This window comes from Bradyrhizobium sp. 141, from assembly GCF_023074055.1.
Classification (GTDB): Bacteria; Pseudomonadota; Alphaproteobacteria; order Rhizobiales; family Xanthobacteraceae; genus Bradyrhizobium.
In genome coordinates, this window is sequence record NZ_JADPKR010000081.1 from 1 (window position 1) to 17,843 (window position 17,843).

18 protein-coding genes and 2 pseudogenes are annotated in these 17,843 nt (G+C 60.4%); 6 read left to right on the top strand and 14 right to left on the bottom strand.

The window, feature by feature from the left end:
• Positions 1 to 290 (top strand): annotated as a pseudogene (locus tag IVA81_RS22225) (IS256 family transposase); the annotation flags it as partial.
• A 3-nt stretch (positions 291 to 293) separates the two neighbouring features.
• Here IVA81_RS22225 and IVA81_RS22230 read toward each other — a convergent pair.
• The 3 genes from IVA81_RS22230 to IVA81_RS22240 form a co-directional block, all read right to left on the bottom strand.
• Entirely contained in the window at positions 294 to 590 is a 297-nt protein-coding gene (locus IVA81_RS22230) for a hypothetical protein (protein ID WP_247321861.1), read from the bottom strand.
• A gap of 76 nt (positions 591 to 666) precedes the next feature.
• Positions 667 to 840, bottom strand: a complete 174-nt coding sequence (locus IVA81_RS22235) for a hypothetical protein (RefSeq protein ID WP_247321863.1) — start codon at positions 838 to 840, stop codon at positions 667 to 669.
• A gap of 100 nt (positions 841 to 940) precedes the next feature.
• On the bottom strand, positions 941 to 2,137 hold the full coding sequence (locus IVA81_RS22240) for a Fic/DOC family N-terminal domain-containing protein (RefSeq protein ID WP_247321865.1): 1,197 nt from the start codon (positions 2,135 to 2,137) through the stop codon (positions 941 to 943).
• 572 nt (positions 2,138 to 2,709) lie between these two features.
• Here IVA81_RS22240 and IVA81_RS22245 point away from each other — a divergent pair.
• Both IVA81_RS22245 and IVA81_RS22250 read left to right on the top strand, forming a co-directional pair.
• On the top strand, positions 2,710 to 3,834 hold the full coding sequence (locus IVA81_RS22245; protein ID WP_247321866.1) for a hypothetical protein: 1,125 nt from the start codon (positions 2,710 to 2,712) through the stop codon (positions 3,832 to 3,834).
• 654 nt (positions 3,835 to 4,488) lie between these two features.
• Positions 4,489 to 4,695 carry a cold-shock protein gene (locus IVA81_RS22250; RefSeq protein WP_060912597.1) on the top strand — a complete coding sequence of 69 codons (207 nt, stop codon included), beginning with the start codon at positions 4,489 to 4,491 and terminating at the stop codon, positions 4,693 to 4,695.
• Between the two features lie 32 nt (positions 4,696 to 4,727).
• Here IVA81_RS22250 and IVA81_RS22255 read toward each other — a convergent pair whose 3' ends face one another.
• On the bottom strand, positions 4,728 to 5,033 hold the full coding sequence (locus IVA81_RS22255; protein WP_247321868.1) for a hypothetical protein: 306 nt from the start codon (positions 5,031 to 5,033) through the stop codon (positions 4,728 to 4,730).
• A 1,700-nt stretch (positions 5,034 to 6,733) separates the two neighbouring features.
• On the opposite strand from IVA81_RS22255, the gene IVA81_RS22260 reads away from it, so the two are divergent.
• Positions 6,734 to 7,024: a hypothetical protein gene (locus IVA81_RS22260; protein WP_247321869.1), complete on the top strand. Its 291-nt coding sequence runs from the start codon at positions 6,734 to 6,736 to the stop codon at positions 7,022 to 7,024.
• Between the two features lie 341 nt (positions 7,025 to 7,365).
• Here the strand turns inward: IVA81_RS22260 and IVA81_RS22265 are convergent, their stop codons facing one another.
• From IVA81_RS22265 to IVA81_RS22275, 3 genes are all read right to left on the bottom strand, one after another.
• Positions 7,366 to 7,878, bottom strand: coding sequence for a septal ring lytic transglycosylase RlpA family protein (locus IVA81_RS22265; protein WP_247321870.1), 513 nt, complete (start codon positions 7,876 to 7,878; stop codon positions 7,366 to 7,368).
• A 397-nt stretch (positions 7,879 to 8,275) separates the two neighbouring features.
• Complete coding sequence (locus IVA81_RS22270; protein WP_247321871.1) at positions 8,276 to 8,458, bottom strand: hypothetical protein; 183 nt, start codon at positions 8,456 to 8,458, stop codon at positions 8,276 to 8,278.
• An 83-nt stretch (positions 8,459 to 8,541) separates the two neighbouring features.
• Positions 8,542 to 8,772, bottom strand: a complete 231-nt coding sequence (locus IVA81_RS22275) for a hypothetical protein (RefSeq protein ID WP_247321872.1) — start codon at positions 8,770 to 8,772, stop codon at positions 8,542 to 8,544.
• Positions 8,773 to 9,150: 378 nt separating this feature from the next.
• On the opposite strand from IVA81_RS22275, the pseudogene IVA81_RS22280 reads away from it, so the two are divergent.
• Positions 9,151 to 9,558, top strand: a pseudogene (locus IVA81_RS22280) (hypothetical protein).
• Between the two features lie 741 nt (positions 9,559 to 10,299).
• Here IVA81_RS22280 and IVA81_RS22285 read toward each other — a convergent pair.
• A complete protein-coding gene (locus IVA81_RS22285; protein ID WP_247321873.1) occupies positions 10,300 to 10,539 on the bottom strand; it encodes a hypothetical protein in 240 nt (79 codons plus the stop codon).
• The gene (locus IVA81_RS22290) at positions 10,536 to 11,105 is read right to left on the bottom strand and encodes a sensor histidine kinase (protein ID WP_247321874.1); all 570 of its coding nucleotides are present in this window, start codon (positions 11,103 to 11,105) and stop codon (positions 10,536 to 10,538) included. Before IVA81_RS22290 ends, IVA81_RS22285 begins: the two co-directional genes overlap by 4 nt.
• A 461-nt stretch (positions 11,106 to 11,566) precedes the next feature.
• On the opposite strand from IVA81_RS22290, the gene IVA81_RS22295 reads away from it, so the two are divergent.
• Entirely contained in the window at positions 11,567 to 11,782 is a 216-nt protein-coding gene (locus IVA81_RS22295) for a hypothetical protein (RefSeq protein WP_247321875.1), read from the top strand.
• A gap of 750 nt (positions 11,783 to 12,532) precedes the next feature.
• Here IVA81_RS22295 and IVA81_RS22300 read toward each other — a convergent pair.
• From IVA81_RS22300 to IVA81_RS22320, 5 genes are all read right to left on the bottom strand, one after another.
• Positions 12,533 to 12,742, bottom strand: coding sequence for a hypothetical protein (locus tag IVA81_RS22300; RefSeq protein WP_247321876.1), 210 nt, complete (start codon positions 12,740 to 12,742; stop codon positions 12,533 to 12,535).
• A gap of 764 nt (positions 12,743 to 13,506) precedes the next feature.
• Positions 13,507 to 13,767, bottom strand: a complete 261-nt coding sequence (locus IVA81_RS22305; RefSeq protein WP_247321877.1) for a hypothetical protein — start codon at positions 13,765 to 13,767, stop codon at positions 13,507 to 13,509.
• A gap of 83 nt (positions 13,768 to 13,850) precedes the next feature.
• Positions 13,851 to 14,018: a hypothetical protein gene (locus IVA81_RS22310; protein WP_247321887.1), complete on the bottom strand. Its 168-nt coding sequence runs from the start codon at positions 14,016 to 14,018 to the stop codon at positions 13,851 to 13,853.
• Positions 14,019 to 15,631: 1,613 nt separating this feature from the next.
• The gene (locus IVA81_RS22315; RefSeq protein ID WP_247321890.1) at positions 15,632 to 16,828 is read right to left on the bottom strand and encodes an MFS transporter; all 1,197 of its coding nucleotides are present in this window, start codon (positions 16,826 to 16,828) and stop codon (positions 15,632 to 15,634) included.
• 47 nt (positions 16,829 to 16,875) lie between these two features.
• Positions 16,876 to 17,817, bottom strand: a complete 942-nt coding sequence (locus IVA81_RS22320) for a sulfotransferase (RefSeq protein ID WP_247321901.1) — start codon at positions 17,815 to 17,817, stop codon at positions 16,876 to 16,878.
• Between the last annotated feature and the right edge of the window lie 26 nt (positions 17,818 to 17,843).

Genomic DNA, 17,843 nt, shown 5'->3' on the forward strand with positions numbered 1-17,843 from the left:
AAGGCCTCGACGAAATCCTGACCGTCGTCCGGTTGAAGCTGCCGAAGGAGCTTCGTCGATCGCTCGCCTGTACCAACATCGCCGAGAACATGATGGGCACCATTCGCCGCGTCACGCGCAACGTCAAACGCTGGCGGGATGCCGGTATGGCCTTGCGATGGGTCGCGGCCGGCATGGGCTTCCGACGATTGAAGGCGCATAAGCAATTGTCGGTTCTGCGTGCGGCCCTTCAAGCTCGCCACAATCGCATGACGACCAACCCCGTTGCCCACGTCACGAGGGCCGCGTAACATTCATTCCGGCAACGTCGGCCCGACGTAGTTCAACAGCGATCGGGACATCCCCTTGTCGAGGCCGTCACCCGAAACAGCAGTAATGTCGGCGATCAACCCCACTGCAGCTTCACCCAGAAAGCTAAACCTGATATCCGGCTTCTTGCCGGTTGCGAGCGCCTGCTCAGACGTGAGCTTTCCTATTTTGCTAGAAGCATAGAGGAAAATTGTCTCCCACATCGCTGCCAGTCGGTCGCTACCTGGCTTGTTAAGTGCGAGCGGCAGCTTTGTCGCACTGATCATGGTCGAGCGCTTCATTTAGGTCATGAAGGCGCTGCTGAATTGCCCTCCTGGAAAAGACAAAGATGGGAATTCCGAGGCGATTTAGGGTCAGTCAGCTCTGCTGCTGTTTGCAGAATCGGTCGGAAACGACGCGGTGCGCTCTTGGCGTTTCGTCGATGTTGCGGTGGAAATTCTCCAAATGGTCTCTGAAGAATTGGTATTTTGGGCTTGTTACAGCGTCGGTCAGCTCGTTATAGACGGCGCGGAAATTCGAGAAATCGCTCATATTCGCCCTGGCTCAGCAATGGTATGTAGACAATACCATGCGAACGTTTGTGCTACACTGTCTGGTATAAACGAACCATCAGATCATGGACTGATAATCGTCATGAAGGTGGGCCGGGAAGAATCGGGTCTTCGCCGAACGGGCGGTTGATAATCGACAGCGCATCAGGCGCAGTGAATACGCGGTTGCGGGCATAGCCAGTCCGCTCCACGAGAATCTTGCGCTCGACAAGCTGCTCCACTGCTTGGGAAGCTGCCTGCACAGTGATGTCGAGAAGCTTAGCCAGGCGCTTCACGGTTAGAACTGGATAATGGGGTAATACATCGAGCGCGCGAAGGCTGGCAGAGCCCTGCCGGAATTTCCGACGTTCGCGCCACATAGCGCCAAGTGTGGCCAAGGCCTCGCGCGTCTTGAGTAGCTCATCGGTCGTGCCGACCACTGCATCTGCCATGAACCCCACGGCTTCGTGCCATTCCAGCCGTTGCTGCGCTGCCTTGAGGGAGTCGTAATAAGCCGTCTTGTGGGCCTCGATGTAGGGCGAGAGATAAAGCGGCATCATTCCCTCTGCCGCCATCATCAGCGGTAACAGCAGACGCCCAACGCGGCCGTTGCCGTCGCGGAATGGATGGACCGCCTCGAAATGCGCATGCGCCACTGACATTCGCACGATGAAGCTCTGGTACATCGCCTGCATCCCCTCGCAGCGCATGTATTTCACGGTGTCTTCGAGGCAGGCCGCGATATCGGCAGGTGGCGTTGGATTATAGGTCGAATACGCGATGTCGCCTCTGCCGCCGATCCACACCACCCGCTCTCGGAAATCTCCGGGCTTGTCATTATAGTCAGCATCGCCACGCATAACGGCACGATGCAAATCCTGAGTCAGAGCGGTCGTGAACAATTTCAGCTTTTCTTTGCGCGCGCGGGGCAGAAAATTATCGAGCGCGAGTGCGTAGTCGCGCACTTGCGCGACGGCTTCGCCCTGCGGGGAATCTTCGCTTTCCTCAACTGACAGCAGTTCGTCGAGTGTGCTGTTCGTCCCTTCGATCGACGAACTGCTTACAGCCTCGCGCCGGGGCAATATGCGGCTGATGAAATAGGGGTCCTTGAGTTCCGCCGCGAGTGTCTCAATTCGGACAAGGGCCGCGTCCGCCCCCTTAAGCCGTGCGAGGACCGGACCCACCGCAATCCCCTCCTCGGGCGGCGGCAGTGGAACGACCCCGTAATGCGAGTCGAACGGCGACGGTAGCCGTTTCAGTCGCTCCCGGATGGCATGGCTGAGATGGTCGCGATTCACGGAAAACCTTGGGTAAGAAAGCTCTATGCCTGTCCATATTCAATGTTATTGCTAAAAACTTCAATAAAGATTCAGGATTCCGGTCTGAATGCAAAGAAATTCGGCTATTTTTGCCTTTCTGGCATTGGGGAACGCATTTGAAATGTCGCCCGGCCGCATAGCCAGCGTCTCGCCTTGGGACAAGTGTTCTTATTTCTGCTCATTAAACGCAGAGCCAAATGCGGATCTGGGCTGCAGCCCACCCAATTGTGGCGGGCTCCCCTCCACCCGTCGAATTTCCGGCTGAAGGACCACTCTCATGCCTGCCGCAACCGCTTACGTCCTCCATGTTCCGGAGGGCCGGCGTGACATTATTCTGAGCTACGCCGAAGAAAATCGGCACGACGCCACGCGGTACGTCGCCGAACCCTGCCGAGCTTTTCCTACGGTAGCAACACGTTGGTCGTGCTGGCGTGCTTTCGCGACGGGCGCGATCACGCACATCGCCGACGGCCGAAAGGGCATGTCGGCGGGGACCGGGTTGGCCCGGCTCAACATGACCGAGTTGCAGAGATTGGAACGGCCCCTTCCATTTGAAGAACTTGTCGGCCTCGTTCCCGGAAGATTCAGGGCCCCCCTTCGTCGGCACCGGCGGATTGCTGCCGCCAAAGACATTCGCGGCCGCGGTGGACGCGTTGACGGCGCGCGATCCCAACCTGGCCGCAAGGCTGGCGCGGTTTTCGGAGAACCGCGCCCGGGCCATCCCGGGTCTGAGATGGAAAGAAAGAGAAAATCTTGCCGTGCAAAAGGAATCCCTGGGACTTGCACTTGCGATCGCAGGGGTGCCGCGGGCTGAAATGCTCTCTTGGTCGCCGACGCCTGGAAGACCGGCTTCGTTCCTCGAAGGCTTGCCGGGCGCACGCGTCCGCGAAGACGTGATGATCATCAAGGATTTCACATCCTTGCCCGGATTCAACGCCATCCGCGATGCTTCCAAGGTCGCGGCCATGATCTTTGTGAATCCGACCGATCGCCGTCAGGCACTCACGGTGATCATGGCGAACCGGACGCCCCTGGAAGAACAGACCGGCGCCGACCTTATCTGCTACAACGAGACCTACGGCGCCTTCGTGCTGGTGCAATACAAGGCGATGGAACAGGCCAAGGACGGCCCCGAATTCCGCTGGCGGGACGGCGATCAATTCACGCAAGAAATCCAGCGCATGGACGTGTTGCTGGCCGAACTCGCCAAGTGCGGCGCCGACCGCGCGCCCGAGGGCTACCGCCTTTGCAACAATCCGTTCTTCCTGAAATTCTGTCCACGCGTCGTGTTCAATCCGAACGACGAGGGCTTGTTCAAGGGAATCTATCTTCCGCTTGACCTTTGGAAGAGCTTGCATACGAACGGACGGTTCAAGGGGCCGAAGGGCGGCAACGTTATTGGGTTCGACAATGTCGGACGACGGCTCTCCAACACTGAATTCATCTCGCTCGTCACCAACTCCTGGGTTGGCACGACCATCCTGCAGTCTGCCGAACTTGAAAAAGTTATCCGGTCGGTTCTCGAAACCGGGCGAACCGTGATCTTCGCGGTCAAGCGCGAGACAGCGTCGGATGATTCGGACGGAATTCCAAGGTCAACCAAGAACAGCAACGACGCACTCTCGCCGCTGTTTACATCAGCCCCACAGCTAAAAGCCCGCGGTCCTTGCTCCTGAGATCGCAAGTATCCGATAGAACTCGACTCTCCAACATAGAGATCGACGCCCGGAGGACGCGGTCGCATCGAAACGAAACGTGGGCTGCATGTGATCGCCTCAATCTGAAACAGACCCCACTGTGGGGCCTGCCTTTGGGCGAACTGCAGCAAGACCGGCGCCAGAGGAGGCGGGCGCGAGGTGCTGAGGCCATTCGTATGATCTCGAAGGCGTCCGGTGGGCCGTCGCCGCCGCTCGTTGGGATGTTGAAATCCCGGGCGGCAAGCTCCAGCTCGAGCTCAGTGATCCGCTCAAAGATGCGAGCAGCAATCGCCTCCGACTCTTCCGCGGTTAAGGATCGAATGCCCCGCAAAGCAAGCTCGTCTCTGAGAACCTTCGCCACAATTAATTGGATGGCCATTGGATCAATAGTCCTAAAACGAATCCAACCGCAACCGGAGGGTGAGCGCAAGTGGTTAGGCGGTTTCCCGCGGTGCTCCGGCTAGCCCTCTCGGCATGGAATGCCGAAGCTGTCGCAGGTAATCGTTCGCTCATTGCTTAGGCCAGCTGATTGCTTCGGAAACACCCCCGGCGTTCGCGCGCTGGGGTTTTTTTTGCTTGTCAGGCCCAAGGCGGTCGACCTAGGCTGCTGTCATTGTTAACCGGGAGGCGGACGTGGCGACAGGCATTGTGAAGTGGTTTAACGCGACCAAAGGATTCGGCTTCATCCAGCCCGATGACGGCGGCCAGGATGTTTTCGTGCATATTAGCGCGGTGGAGCGCGCCGGCTTATCGGGCTTGGCTGAGGGCCAAAAGGTCTCTTATGAAGTTCAACTTGATCGGAAGCGCGGCAAGAGCAGCGCAGAAAATCTGCGCGTTTGACGACTGCCGCAACATTAGATCGGCGGTTTTGATCACTGCACTTTTTGCCCGAGGTCTCTCAAGAGCGCGTGGAGAAAGTCGCTGGCATGGTCGTAACGCGCGTTGCCATCCGTGATTTGATGGGCGCGCGGCTCCATTATGCGACCAACGGTTTCGAAGCCGAGCAGGTCAACTTTGTCCGACCATTGCTGCAATAGGCTTTCAGGAATGTCTTCCGCAGATCCGAACAGCTTCAAAAGGCAATGTTCGCCCTCGTGTTTGTGGTCGTGATGAGCCTTCGCAGCATAGAAGGCGAACAACCCACGAAAGGCATCACGGGAAACGGCAGGTTTTGCCATTGCAATGTCCCCCGAAAGAGCTGAGTTCTTAATGAGCCGAAGTCTGAAGCCGTCGTGAAGGAAAAGCTAGCAAAAAGTCGATTCATTCGCAGTCGATGTTAAACAAAGAGGCCGCCCGAAGGCGGCATCAGTTGTGTATGACGCCGATTTAAGATCGTGCTCAAAGCATGAGGTCACCCACGGCGCCGGCACGACCCAATCCCTGGCATTCAACCTATTGCAGACGGTGCGCTCTTACTCCGAGAAATAGCGAAGTAGGGCAAATACGGACCGGTGTCACGGAGCGGCGCCGTAGGCCGGAGGCTGTGGATGACGTTCCGGCCTCCCAAGAGTCTGAGCGCACCATCAGCACGATGTCGTTGAGCGCGCGCGCATAATCGGGATAGGGGGGAGCCTCGCGGCTCCGCCCCTCCCACACCACCGGACATACGGGTCCGTATCCGGCGGTTCGCTGGATTAAGCGGCAAGAGTTGTTCTATTGCCGCTGTAGTTTGGATATCAGCAACCGTGGCCTCGGCTTCGACTCCTCCGATCAGCGCCAGTCCGAGTTTCACCCTTTCTCCAAACGGAGGCCGGATGCCCGGAATTCAGCCGCATGCCGATGCTATGTCGCTTCATCTACTCGTCACTTCCAGCGTTCAGGCCTTCAGCGAAACTCGTTCCGCCTACTATGCCCTCTGCTGACTTCTGCACCGCGCTCAACACGCCTCACGGCGGGTTCAGTCCGGCAGGACCGGACAACGCCACAGATCTCCCGAGGTAAGTTCGACCGCCTTCACCGCGCACCCGCCGGATTTACCACCCCGGCCGTTGATGACCGTGGACTTCGCGATCCGTTGCTCGCTCGTCCGGCCGGGCGGGCCTCTTTTATCCGGTTCTTGTCCATCGGTTCGCGGCTTTGCTCCACGCTTCCTTCAGACCCTGACTCGCGGCAACGCCCTTGCGCTTCGCTAACCCTTCGCCGCCATCAGGCTGGGCAGAAGACTTTCACCTCCAAGCTGTCGAACATGCTCGGCACACAACGAAATAGGCCGCCATGGGAGGCGGCCTTTAGTTCATCTTCCTGCGGAGCTTCTTGATGAGCGCGCGCTGGCCTTCGATATCCTCTTGGACAGTCTGCCGCAATTCTTCTTATCGGGCTCCCGATGGTGCAGGGAAACGACCTCAGCCGTGGGCAAGGCAGGCTGAGGCCGTCCGCTACTTGGGGAACGGCGCCGGAGCCATCCCTCAATGAGCTCGATTGCCAATTGTTCCCGAAGAAGGGGCCGCCGGGGAACAAAGGGTATCGATCATCCGGAACACCAAAATAAACTTGGCACGGTCCGTGCAAGCAAGATGAGTATCCGGGATTTTGTTAGTTCCCTCTCGGGGCTGGACTGATCGCCGCCGGGACAATGTATTTCGATCCCGGCGGCGTATTCATTCGGCTACAGGCTCAAAGCCGATCCAGACGCTTGCCGAGCATTGCGAGGCACATGCTCGCCCTCAGCGCGTAGCTCGCCAGCCTGAGGGCGCATGGTTACGGCGAGAAGCTGGATCATCCTCTGCCGGATCGTCAAGCTCGCTGTCGTCGCCTTCGTCGTCGGGCTCCAGTTGCATATGGTTTTCGGTCGCGTCCAGAAACCGAATAAGCCGGTCAATCTCGTCTCTGGCCTCCTTGCGGAGTCTCCCGATAGCCTGGAAGATTTGCTCGGGGGAAGATGGCGCTGACGACGTCGTCCTTGTCCGGGAAATTCTCCGGCAACCTGACGTCGGACGACATTATCGCTAAGCTACGCGCCGCGAGCTCCTCGCAGATCAAGGAACTACCGGCCGGTAAGATCAAGACCTACAAGGCCGTCAAGGACCGCACGGGGCGCTCGCTAATCGTCGACAGCACGGGCCACATTGCAGAGGTTGCGAGCTTGTTAGACGGGCAGCCGAAGCCAAAGGTCGTTGCTGGACAGCGTACCGGCCGGCGTGGCTATCTCCATATCGAGGACGCGAAATGAGCCGGGCTCGTCATCATACAGGTAGCGAAGGTGCCAGACCGGGCCAAGTTCTGGTGTAACGGCGAAGTCATCTAAGGCAGTCGCGACGTATCGAACGGCATCGCGATGTGCTATCGGCGCGGAGAACATCGCGTCCAGCAGCGTGGCAAGGCTCATACCTTCAAGGAGCATGGTTCGCGCGACTTCGTCTCCGTAGACGAGCCTGAGGGCCGATACGAGGGCCGCGATAGCGTCAGGGTTCTTTAGAGGCACGGCAGATTCGTTTCAGGCCAAAAGCCGGACCATTGACGCAAGGGCGTGCGGACGGCGGTTGCGTGTTTTCGCAGGGCCATGGACGTCCGCTACAACACCTCAGCACGAACCTGAGCCACGCCACGATCCGTAATCCCCAAGCTGCGCGCGGCGGCGAGCGAGAGGTCGAGGACGCGGCCACGGACCCATGGTCCGCGATCGGTGATTCGAACCACCACCGACTTACTCGTCTCAAGATCAATGACGCGGACTCTCGTGCCGAACGGCAGACGGCGGTGCGCCGCGGTTAGTAGATTCCGATCAAACGATGAACCGCTCGCTGTCTTCCCTTTGGCATACGAATAGTACGAGGCTTTTCCGGAAATGGCTCGATTGAAAGATTGACCGCCTGAACGATCTTTCAAGGCCTCTTGTCCGTCCGGAGGTTGCGCTTGCGGCTCATCCTTCTTTATCTGGTCGAGTCCTTCAGGAGCGGGCTCCGCGTGAGCCTTTGGAATGATAGACCATCTCTCATTAAATGTTTGCCCAACAGCAGGGGTCGCGTGAAGCCCCGACCAAGCGGAGACCATTGCAATCACAATCATTCCAGAAAGCGGACGCATGATCGACCTCGCTACAAATCACAAAACAGAGAAACAATGCAAACTCATAAGGCGCGTTCCGGCACATCTGGGATTCATATGCTGAGAGGTGATTTCATACCGATGTTTCTGGAATGTGTTCGGAACGTAGACGCAGTGCAGCAAGCAGATAGCCCGCTGCAACGCATCACGTTAATCGGCGAGCAGTTCTAGAGCTCTCTGGCGAAGCGAGCGTCAACACCGCGTGTGCGTGCAGGCGATTCAATCAGTAGCGTGAATGTCTTCGCCTGACTATAGAGACTAGGAGGACATTGAACGGACCGCGACAATTCAGTGGGGCGAGAGGCCGCGTAAGACGCTGCGTACGTTATCCAGCCTCGCTCGCAGTGGATCGCAAACGGACGTAACGACCGGCTCGTCACGTTGGTCCGTCGTCGCCGCTCGTGGGGATGTTGAAATCCCGCACGGCAAGCTCCAGCTCGAGCTCAGTGATCCGCTCAAAGATGCGAGTAGCAATCGCCTCTTCCGCGGTTAAGGATCGAATGCCCCGCAAAGCAAGCTCGTCTCTGAGAATCTTCGCCACAATCAAATGGACGGCCATTGGATCAACAGTCCTAAAACCATGATCCAACCGCAACCAGAGAGCGAGCGCAAGTGGTTGGGCAGTGTCCCGTGGTGCTCCGGCTAGCCGTGTCGGCACGGAATGCCGAAGCTGTCGCAGGTATCCAGGCTATCTGATTGGTCGCGGTGCACTTTGCTTGAGCACGAGCTGACCAGCGTCTCCAGCTTCGATTGCTCTTCGCTCAAGCGCCTTTCGACAAACTGGCGCTCAAACTCGGTCAAGCTTGTTTGCAATAAGTGGCGATAGCGTTGAATATTGTTGCGATGTGCACGCGCCAACTGGTCGTCAATCATCGTCGTCTTCCTTTGACGAATGCTAATTCATTCCTTTTTTGCTTCACGGGGTGAGGTGGCCCCGAGGCAACATTCCAAAACGTCGCCGGAGCGGAGTATCTTCGCTCCGGGACGTCGCCATTCCCCTGACCGGGGCATTACATCCCGGCCATCTATTCTGACGGGACTTAGATGAGGGATGCAAAGAACACCCAAAGGGACAGTGCGCGCAGCGCTGTCCTTAAAACTAGTTGGCTTTTCTGCTGCAATCTGTGAACTACTTCACAAGCGAAACGGACATCGTCTGTTACTGATATCTCCCGAAGGTCTCAAGCAGGTCGGACGTCAAGCTCTCGTGCAAGCGCCGACCATGTGGCGCTGACCGGAGAGGAGGCGGGGGTGAATTTTCAGGTCACGGTGCTGAAGATCCTGGTGAGCTACCCGGACGGATTTGCCGTGATGGACGACCTCAAGCGCGACATGGCGATCCTGGCGACCGGCGGTCGGGACTAGGCCGATCGCACCAAGCGGCTGGCCGCGCGCGTGCCGGACCTGGACATCTTTTCGCAAGGCCTGGTCGCGCGCGAAAATGGCGGCTGGAAGATCACCGTCAAGGGGCGGACGGTGCTGGAGTTCATGGAGGCGCGCCCGGTCGCCGACCAGGCGATAGAGGCGGTATCAGCCGTAGACGCGCCGCTGCCGTCGCTGCCGCAGCCGGCCGAGCGGGCGAGGCGGCGTCGCGAACGTCGCGAACGTGCCCGCGAGGCCCGTGAACGGGCGCGGGCGAAGGCTTCCTACTCTGCCTAGCGGCCCCGTTCAGAACGCTCCTGGACGAAGCCGTAGCTCATTGCGGCGAGGAGAGCGCGCGGATTTGTCCGTCAGCGTCCGAAACCGCCGACCTCCGGATCACAGTGGCATCGCCCAAGTCACCCATCGGCGGATCCGGAACGGCTGTCCCCACGGGCAAGCAATCGAGCCTTTGCCACGGCAACGAAATCGCGCTTCGCGCATTGGTCGACGGGACAGGGTATCGACCCAGATGACGCCATGGCTCGGAGCAAGCAGTTCCTACTCGAGCAGATCGCCCGCGCGCAGCGTTTCGCGCCGGCGATGAATACCGACGCCGATCGGGAAAGATTCGAGAAGACGGCGGCCGAGCTGCGACGCGAATTGGATGCCGTTGAAGCGGCGGAGGGTCGGTCGTCCGCGGTCGGCGGGAGCAGGCGGTCCAAACGAACTCGTCTGCGCAGCCGGCGCCCGAGACCGCAGATCAGGCGGTAACGGCACCAGCGGCGAGTTCGGGAGGCGATCAGGGCCCAACGACGGACTAGCCGTTCTCAAGCTGCTCTGGCTGTGCGTCACGCGACGACGAGGTTCGATCCGACAGAGCGGAGAGGCTGATGACCGCCAGTCCGAGACGGATCTCGATCATCATGCTCTCGGATGGAGTTCTGATTTGCCCCCGCCCCGCCGGCGTCCATCAAAAGCAAAACGCGATGATTGGTTGCGCGTGAGGTACGAACCGCTGTCGCGGATGCACAGTCTTCCTCAAGGACGACTTCGCGCGGCCGCCTTTCGATCGACGTTCATCGTCACCCGAACGCCCCGGCCTGGCGCGGTTTGGACGTCGAGGTCCGTTTTTCCGCTTTCTCTCAGAGTCTGGACGATAAGCGCGCCGATCTTTCCCGGAACCGGCCAGACGCCGCCTTCGGGCAGACCGACGCCGTCGTCGGCGATGACGACACGATACCGGTCCTCGCTGTGGCGCACGCATTCGACCGTGATCACGCCGCGGTCGCGGCGACGGCATGTTTGAAGGAGTTGGTCAGAAGCTCGTTCGCGACAAGTCCCACAGACAGCGCGGTGTTGACCGAGACCGGCGCGTAGTCCGTGTTCTGATCGAGCCGAATTCCCTCGACGGCGCAGGTGTTCATCACGGCGGCCGCGATCTGGCTCAAATAGTGGCCGAGATCGACTTCGTCTCCCGCGCCGTCGCTGGAAAGCGCCTGGTAAAGGAGGTGCAAGGATTCGATGCGGCCGGCAAGCGTCTGCAGGTTGACCTTTTCGCCCCGCCTTTCGTTGCGCGCTTCGAGCCGTATGAGCGCGACGATCAGTTGCAGATTGTTCTTCACGCGATGCTGCAGCTCCCGCAGCAGGGTGTCCTTGTCGCGAATCCGGCGCGCATACTCCTCGCGCTCCGCGCGCGCCCGGTCGATTATGTCGATCAGCGCGACTATGCGATAATTTTCGCTCCCGTCCTCGTTCTGAATGAGACCGGACAAGGCCTCGACGACAAGCGGTTTTGGATGCTCCGCACGAAAGGTGCCGAGAAACTCTTCTCCGCTTCGCAGCATTGCCAGGTCCAGCGTGACCTTCGAATCGTTTTCGTCCTTGAATCCGGCCAGGATCGACCAGCCCTTGCCCGCGCAATCCGTGTCCCGGTCCAGGAGAGTTTCGAATGCTTTGTTCGCGTAGCAGATGCGCTGATCGCCGCGAAAGAATTTCGAGACGACTAGGGCAATGGGGATGTAATCGAGGAACTACTTGAATTCTTCCGTCTCGATGGCCCTTCGAGAGTTCTGCCGAGTCGAACTGATCGTTGATCTGCTGGGCGGTCTCGGACAGCTCCGGATCAGGTTGCTCGGACGACATCGTCGGCCCTTTCCTCGACTTCCTTGCGCGGCTTCGGCACCTCGTTTCCATGGCCGGCAATTCACCCAGCGGTCCGCGGGGGAGGCGCTTTTGCTGCGGATGCTAGGGCACGCGCGCGCCATCTGCAATCGGGAACGGAATGCCGCCGGATCGATTAATCGACATGTCCGAACGCGTGATCTACGAAAGCAGCAATGGCGATGTCTGGCTCTTGGCGCGCGCCCCGGCGTCGCAGATGCCGGCCGTGAAGCACCGGCCGAACGTCAGCTCTGGCGGCCGGTCGTCCTATACGGAGATCGGCAAATTCCTGCGCAATGGGGCCAGTGGCCCGGAACACCAGGCGCTGCTGCAGCTCATCGGCACCCTACTCGACGGCTGACCCGCCGGGCCCGCGCGCGATGTTCGTGCAACGGCGGGAGGTTGCGGTCTCTCAGACGAGGCGGTCTGCGCGGCTGGACCTGTCGGCGCTCGCCCCGTGCGGGTCCGAGGCGGCTGCTGCAGTCTGCGCGGTGGCGCTTAGCAGTTCACAATTCAATTGCGCTCCATAATGAGGAATCGAACAGATGCATCCTTTGTCAGCTCCCGATTTCGCCGGCGGCGCTGGAGCATGCAGCGGCGAGAGGGGTTATCAGACAGCGAAGGAAACGAGGGCGGCCTTGGGCTGCCTAGAAAGGAGTTGTTGTCGATGACGATGATCGCCCCAAACATGCGCTCGCGCATAGGCCCATCACGCTTAGCCAGCCAGAAAACGGCCGACGCTTGAAGAAGCCGGCAAAAACCCGGGAAGAACTCGAGGCCGCGATCAGGCTGGAAATGGAGGATATCAGCGAGTTGCCGACGGATCTCGCCATCTCGGTCGTGCCGCACGAGGATACCTGGAAGGTCACGATCATGACGCACGGACCGCAAGATGCGGGTCGCACCGACATGATCGCGGCGATCGCGGCCTGCGCAGCCAGTTCGACCTTAAAGGTTGACCTTTCCGCGCGGATCTCTTGGCTCTTTCATCGAACGCCTTCGACAGCGGTCTGCCGCCTTTCGCTTGCGCAGGGCGTTGCGCTCGCACCTGAGATACGGCGAGCTGGGAGAGAGGGCCTTTGGATGGCCCGCGTAAGTCCTAATCGGGCTGTCAGGCCTCGCCGGGCCCGGTGAAGACCGACGCCGGCGGCGTGATGCGTGGCACCGGCAGCGGGCGTTCGGCCCCTCCGGACCGCAAGGGCTCGCCCTTTGCGTCGTACCGCTTGGCGAGGTCCAGCAGACGACGCCGAGTGAACGGGTCGGCAGTCTCGGCAAGGGCTCGAACCCGGTGCGCGAGACCCCGATAGAACTCCTGCTCCATGACGCACTCCCACGATCACTGCCCAAAGTTGAGTACGTCCTTACCCGGGGAGTCAAGACGCGGTGCCGCCGGAAAAAGTTTCGGCATCCGCTTGAGTCGGCGCGGTCGCTGGAATTAGAGTTGCGGTGCGGGGGAGATCCGATGGCGGTGCTTTTTTCGATCAGGAAGGCGTGTCCGGTCTGCGGCAAGCCGATGGTTGCCGTGCCCGACAAGATCGACGAGCGGCGGTCGCGCTACGTTTGTACCCGACCCGCTGTGCAACCCGACGGCCCGCAAGTGGGCAGACAGTCCGCTGCGCCCCCCGACGAAGTAGTTGTCGGACGCTGGCGCGGGATGCGGGCGGCTGCGACGCCGTCGGCTTCTGCATTCGGAAATCCGGGAGATTCCGCCCGGTGAGGAACGACACCGGCGCGGTCTCGTTGGTGCTTCGGGCCCCGAAAATGCCTGGCCGGCGTGGTTCCGCCCCCAAGCCCCCAAAAGCCCCCAAGGCGGGGCTGCGCTCCAGGCCGCGATCCAGGATGCATTGTGCGGCGCTCCGGCGCTTAATCTTTCCGTTTCCCTCAAATGAGGTCGCTTTGCGACAAGTGCTACGCCGGGGCGGCACGGAACGTCTCGATCGGGGTCCGGCAGCCGCGGGGGACCTAGCGCTAGGCCCATTCACCGACTTGCCTCCCGCGACCAGGAGCCCGAGGCATTGCCGAAGCGCTCGCCAAAGGGCAGCCATGCCCAACTTCAGGCCTTCATGTCCAGATCGTCATGAGCCATCAATGCCGCAACTGCCGGTGAATCCGATGGCGGGCGATTTCGTTGCCACGCGCGTCGACCACCGATAGTTCGGTGTCGTCGTAATCCCGGTCATCGGTGCCGATCTCGACGGCGACGCGCGCGCCGTAGGCGTCCGCTTCGCGCGGCGTCGCGAATTCCATTCCCTCGTCGTCCACCGACACGAAGCCGCCGTCCCGGATATGAAAGAAGTACCTTCTCTGCATCGTTGCCTTTGAGCCTTCTGGAACCCAGGTCGGCATCGTGACGCGTGCATGTGGTCATAGGATGACGACGTCGGGTCGTCCCTCTCCGGAGGGCGCGGCGGCCCGCCGGGACGGCGGGCTCACAGCTGGAATCGCTTGCCCGTCACGCCGAGGTCGTCGCCCGCGACGCACCCGCCGGCAGATCGCCGACGTCTCCGATCTCGATCCAATCCTGTGGAATTTCGGAAACGCTCTCCCAGGCCCGGGGCGGCATCGCCGTCGATCCCGGCGACGCTGACGACGATCATGCGCTCCTCCGGCGGAGAACCGAGATGGTCCGCAGCCTCTTTTCGATCCGGCTCGTCCACACCATTGAGGTCGATCGCCCCGTACCCGGTCGCCGTTCCAGGCGTCGCTGCCGAATCCTTGGTATGGGACGACCTGGGGCCGCCCGGCGCCCGGACGGGTCAGCCGTCGCTATGAGACCCACCGCAGAATTCGCCGAACGCGGCGCCGCCCCGCACAGGTCAGCGTCCGGGCGAGAATCGACGAGAGGAGGGAAGCACGCCTGCCCCACTGACGCCTCCAAATCGCCTGAGGTTGATGGCCTGCCGGGCCGATCCGGTGGTACACAGCGGTGGTCACAAAACTCGACCGGTTTTTTGCATCCTTGTTTTTAGGCGGTTTTAGTGTATTCGCGGGATCGGGGGAGGGAGTCCCACTCTCTCCGCCACCGATTTTCAGCGACGAAAAATCCTTCAAAATCAGAGGTTTCGTGAACCGATGGCTTTTTGCGGTGGACACTACGGTGTAGCACTCTCCACCATGATTTATGGCGCGTTCGGACGAAATTCTCGACTCGAAAGTCCGGGCGACAGAGGCGATCGGCGCTGAATCCTCGCGCAGCCGCTGGATCGACGCTCGCGTCGCTTGGAGAGCGCAAGGAGCGTACCGTGAGGGCCGACGGCGAGGGGGTTTCAGGTGCTCGACGGCAAAGAGGGCGCGCCCTCACGGGTCAATTTCACTCCGTTCCCACCAGAGAGGGCTTGTCCGCCTCGCGAGTCATTGCTTCCCGTGCACGTCGTCCGCGGCTGCGCGCAACCTGCTGGGCCCGAGAAAGCCGTCCTGCCCGACGCGCGCCTCGCTCCGAGATAGCCGCTCTCCGAGTGATGGAACGGTATTGCGTTTCGTAACGATATAATCCAAGAGCAGTTCTGCGCCGCAGGCAGCACTGAGCCGCTTTCTTGCAACCTTGAGACTGGCATGAGATGCCTATCGCGCAGCGGTCGACACAGCGCAACCTGATGATCAGCGAGACCAAATGGCGCTCAAAAGACACTCCACTTTGCTCCGGGAAAATACATTTCGCCCCAATCAGCCCGTTGTAGTGAAAGAACTAAAGAGCTCTTGTTGAAACAAGAGCCCTGATCGGGTGGTCGAACCGGCGGCAGCTTATGATTCGCTTCCGTGAGTTAAGTCGCCGCCTGCGCGATAGAGTTTCCGATTCTCACTAGGCAATTCGCTTGGACCTGGCCCACATACTTGCAAGTCTCGGTGGCCAACATGAAGAAGGATCTACACGAGGCCTCCACAGCCGGGAATTGGTGCGAAAAACTCTAGCCAAAATCGTCACACTCGGCTGCCGCCCCTGATCGATGAGCTGTCCCTGGTTAAGGGTGACGGTCGCATCGCCGCGCGCATGAAAAGCCTCGCCAGGGTCGATCTCCTCATCCTTGATGGTGTGAACGGCCTCACCTCAACGGCATCATAGTGCCAAGGCGTGGCCGCCAGAGCGCCACAAAGAAGGAAGACCGTCCGCGACGAAGTTTACGTTGATCCGCCACAACGTCAGGCCGCCGTAGCTCGCGATCGCCGAGCTCGGGGATCTTCATACACAGCCCTGTCTGCCAATCCGTAGCGATCAGAGATGCAAGCTGTGCTTATGACGTAGGGGCGATCGCCAGATCCACAGCACGGAGGCCGCGCCCAGCACGCTGCTGGCCAATAGCGTAGTGCACAGGCCAGGCCCGGCGCCGACCACACCGCCAAGCAGTGCACCTAGTGGTGCAAGCCCCCACACTACGCTTCGGATGCTCGCGTTGACACGACCCTGCACCCGGTCCGGAGCTAGCGCGTATCGAACGAGGACCTGGTGTACGTTGTAGATCTCCTGACCGAACCACAGCACGAACTGCGAAAGCGCCACGCACACGATTGCCGCCCATCGCGGCTGCGTGAGAAGCGCTGTCAGAGTCATGCCTGCGGCGCTGAGCGCCAGGGCGACCATCAACACAGGCCCAAGGCCTATCGTGCGGCCGGCCCACGATGCGGTGAGCGCACCCACCACACCACCGAGGGCGCCGATGCTGAGTACTACCCCTGTCGTCCAGCCGTCCAAAGCTAGATGCTTCGTCAAATAGAGCAGAAAGACAGCGGAGTAAGCGTTGTAGCAGAAGATGAAGCTGCCGGTGGCCAACGTGACAGCACGCAGAATTGGGTTGCCAAACACCGTCGTCAGTCCTTCCGTGATCTGACCGAGTACCGAACCTGATCCAGCGGGCGGTGGCTCAGCCGCCCGCATTGGCACCAGTAGCAGCAACGCGGTCGCGAGCACGAAAGAGGCCGAGTCGGCGAGAATTGCGAACGGCGCGGAGAACGCGCTGACTAGCCAGCCTGCGAGGAATGGACCGACTGCCACAACGCCAGATCTGCTGAGCTGCCAGGAACTCTGCGCCCTGACGAGTCGAGCCCGATCCACGACCGTCGGCACACATGCCAAATAGGCCAAGTCGGCGATAACTGCGGCCGTCCCGACAAGCGTGGTCGCCATATATAGCAGGAACATTCCGAGTTGCCCAAGGCTGGCGAGAATCGGAATCGTTGCGAGCGTCACCGCCATCACCAAATTGGCGGTCAGCAGGATGCATCGGTGTGGGAGGCGGTCCACGAGCACCCCGGCGAACAGGCCGATCATCAGGTTCGGCGCCCGGCCGCAGGCAAGCAGTAGCCCGGTCTGTGCCGGGCCGGCCTCCAGCAGAGTGATTGCCGTCAGCGGTAGCGCCAGCACGGTCACTTCGGAACCCAATTCCGACACCGTACGCCCGGCGAGCAGTGCCAAATAGCTGCGTGGCAATCCACGAGCTGTTGTGGAGATCTCAGCGGGATTCACGCGTCGATGACCAGGCTCGAGGCCGACAAATAGCCCAATCGGGCCAATTCACTGCCGGCGATGCCCTCGAACTCCGCGATCTGCGCGGGCGTCAAATCCTGCGTGTGGCGACCAAGGCGACCGGCGTGCAAAGGCTTGCCCGTGGACTCGGCCGCCGGGTGGCCGTAGGGCCGTTCGAACAATGCGTGCTCACATTCGGCGTGTCGCAGCACGGCCCCGTCCCAGGGCAGGTGCAAGTGATTCAGAACTCGCATAAGGCTGGAGCGGGGACTCGTCACCAGATCTTCATAGCGAACCTCAAGATAGCGCTCTGGCGGCGCGAGGCGATGCGGCTGAGATACAATCTCGCGCCAGCCGTGCGCGGCTTCAGCTACGGTCCGGTAACCCCACTCCGGTACGGTTCTCAAATGCGAGGCCGCTAGGTCGCGACCATCGCGTACGATGTGCACGAAATGCGCATCTGGCCACAGACCAGCGAAGACGTCGATTTGGGCGATCTTGCGTTGCAGCTTCAGGCCCCATCGCTTGGCTCCGGTTTGCGCTCTGCGGAACTCACCAATCTCGTTGATCAGACTGCATCTGTCGGTGAACGAAACGATGTCGCTCGCTAACTCCTTCATCACGTTCGTGACGAGTCTACGCACGTCGTCGAAGTTCAAGCCGAACCGCAGGCATTGCACTACGAAGTGCGCGCCGTCATACCAGAACGGGTCGATTGCGCTTTTGACAATGCCGGTGACCCGTGGGTCATTAGCAGCGAGCAAGTCGGTCGCGTCCAGGACATGCGGGCCGAGGTTCGGCGGTTCTAGGAAATCGATCTCCGGCCCAACGACCAGATCGCGATGCGAATCCAGCACGACGCTCAGCAAGGTCGTGCCGGACCGGTTATCGCCCCCGAGCAGAACCGGCGAGGTGGAGAACGCGGCGGCCTCGGGCATGGCGGTGTCCCCTATTCGACTTCTCG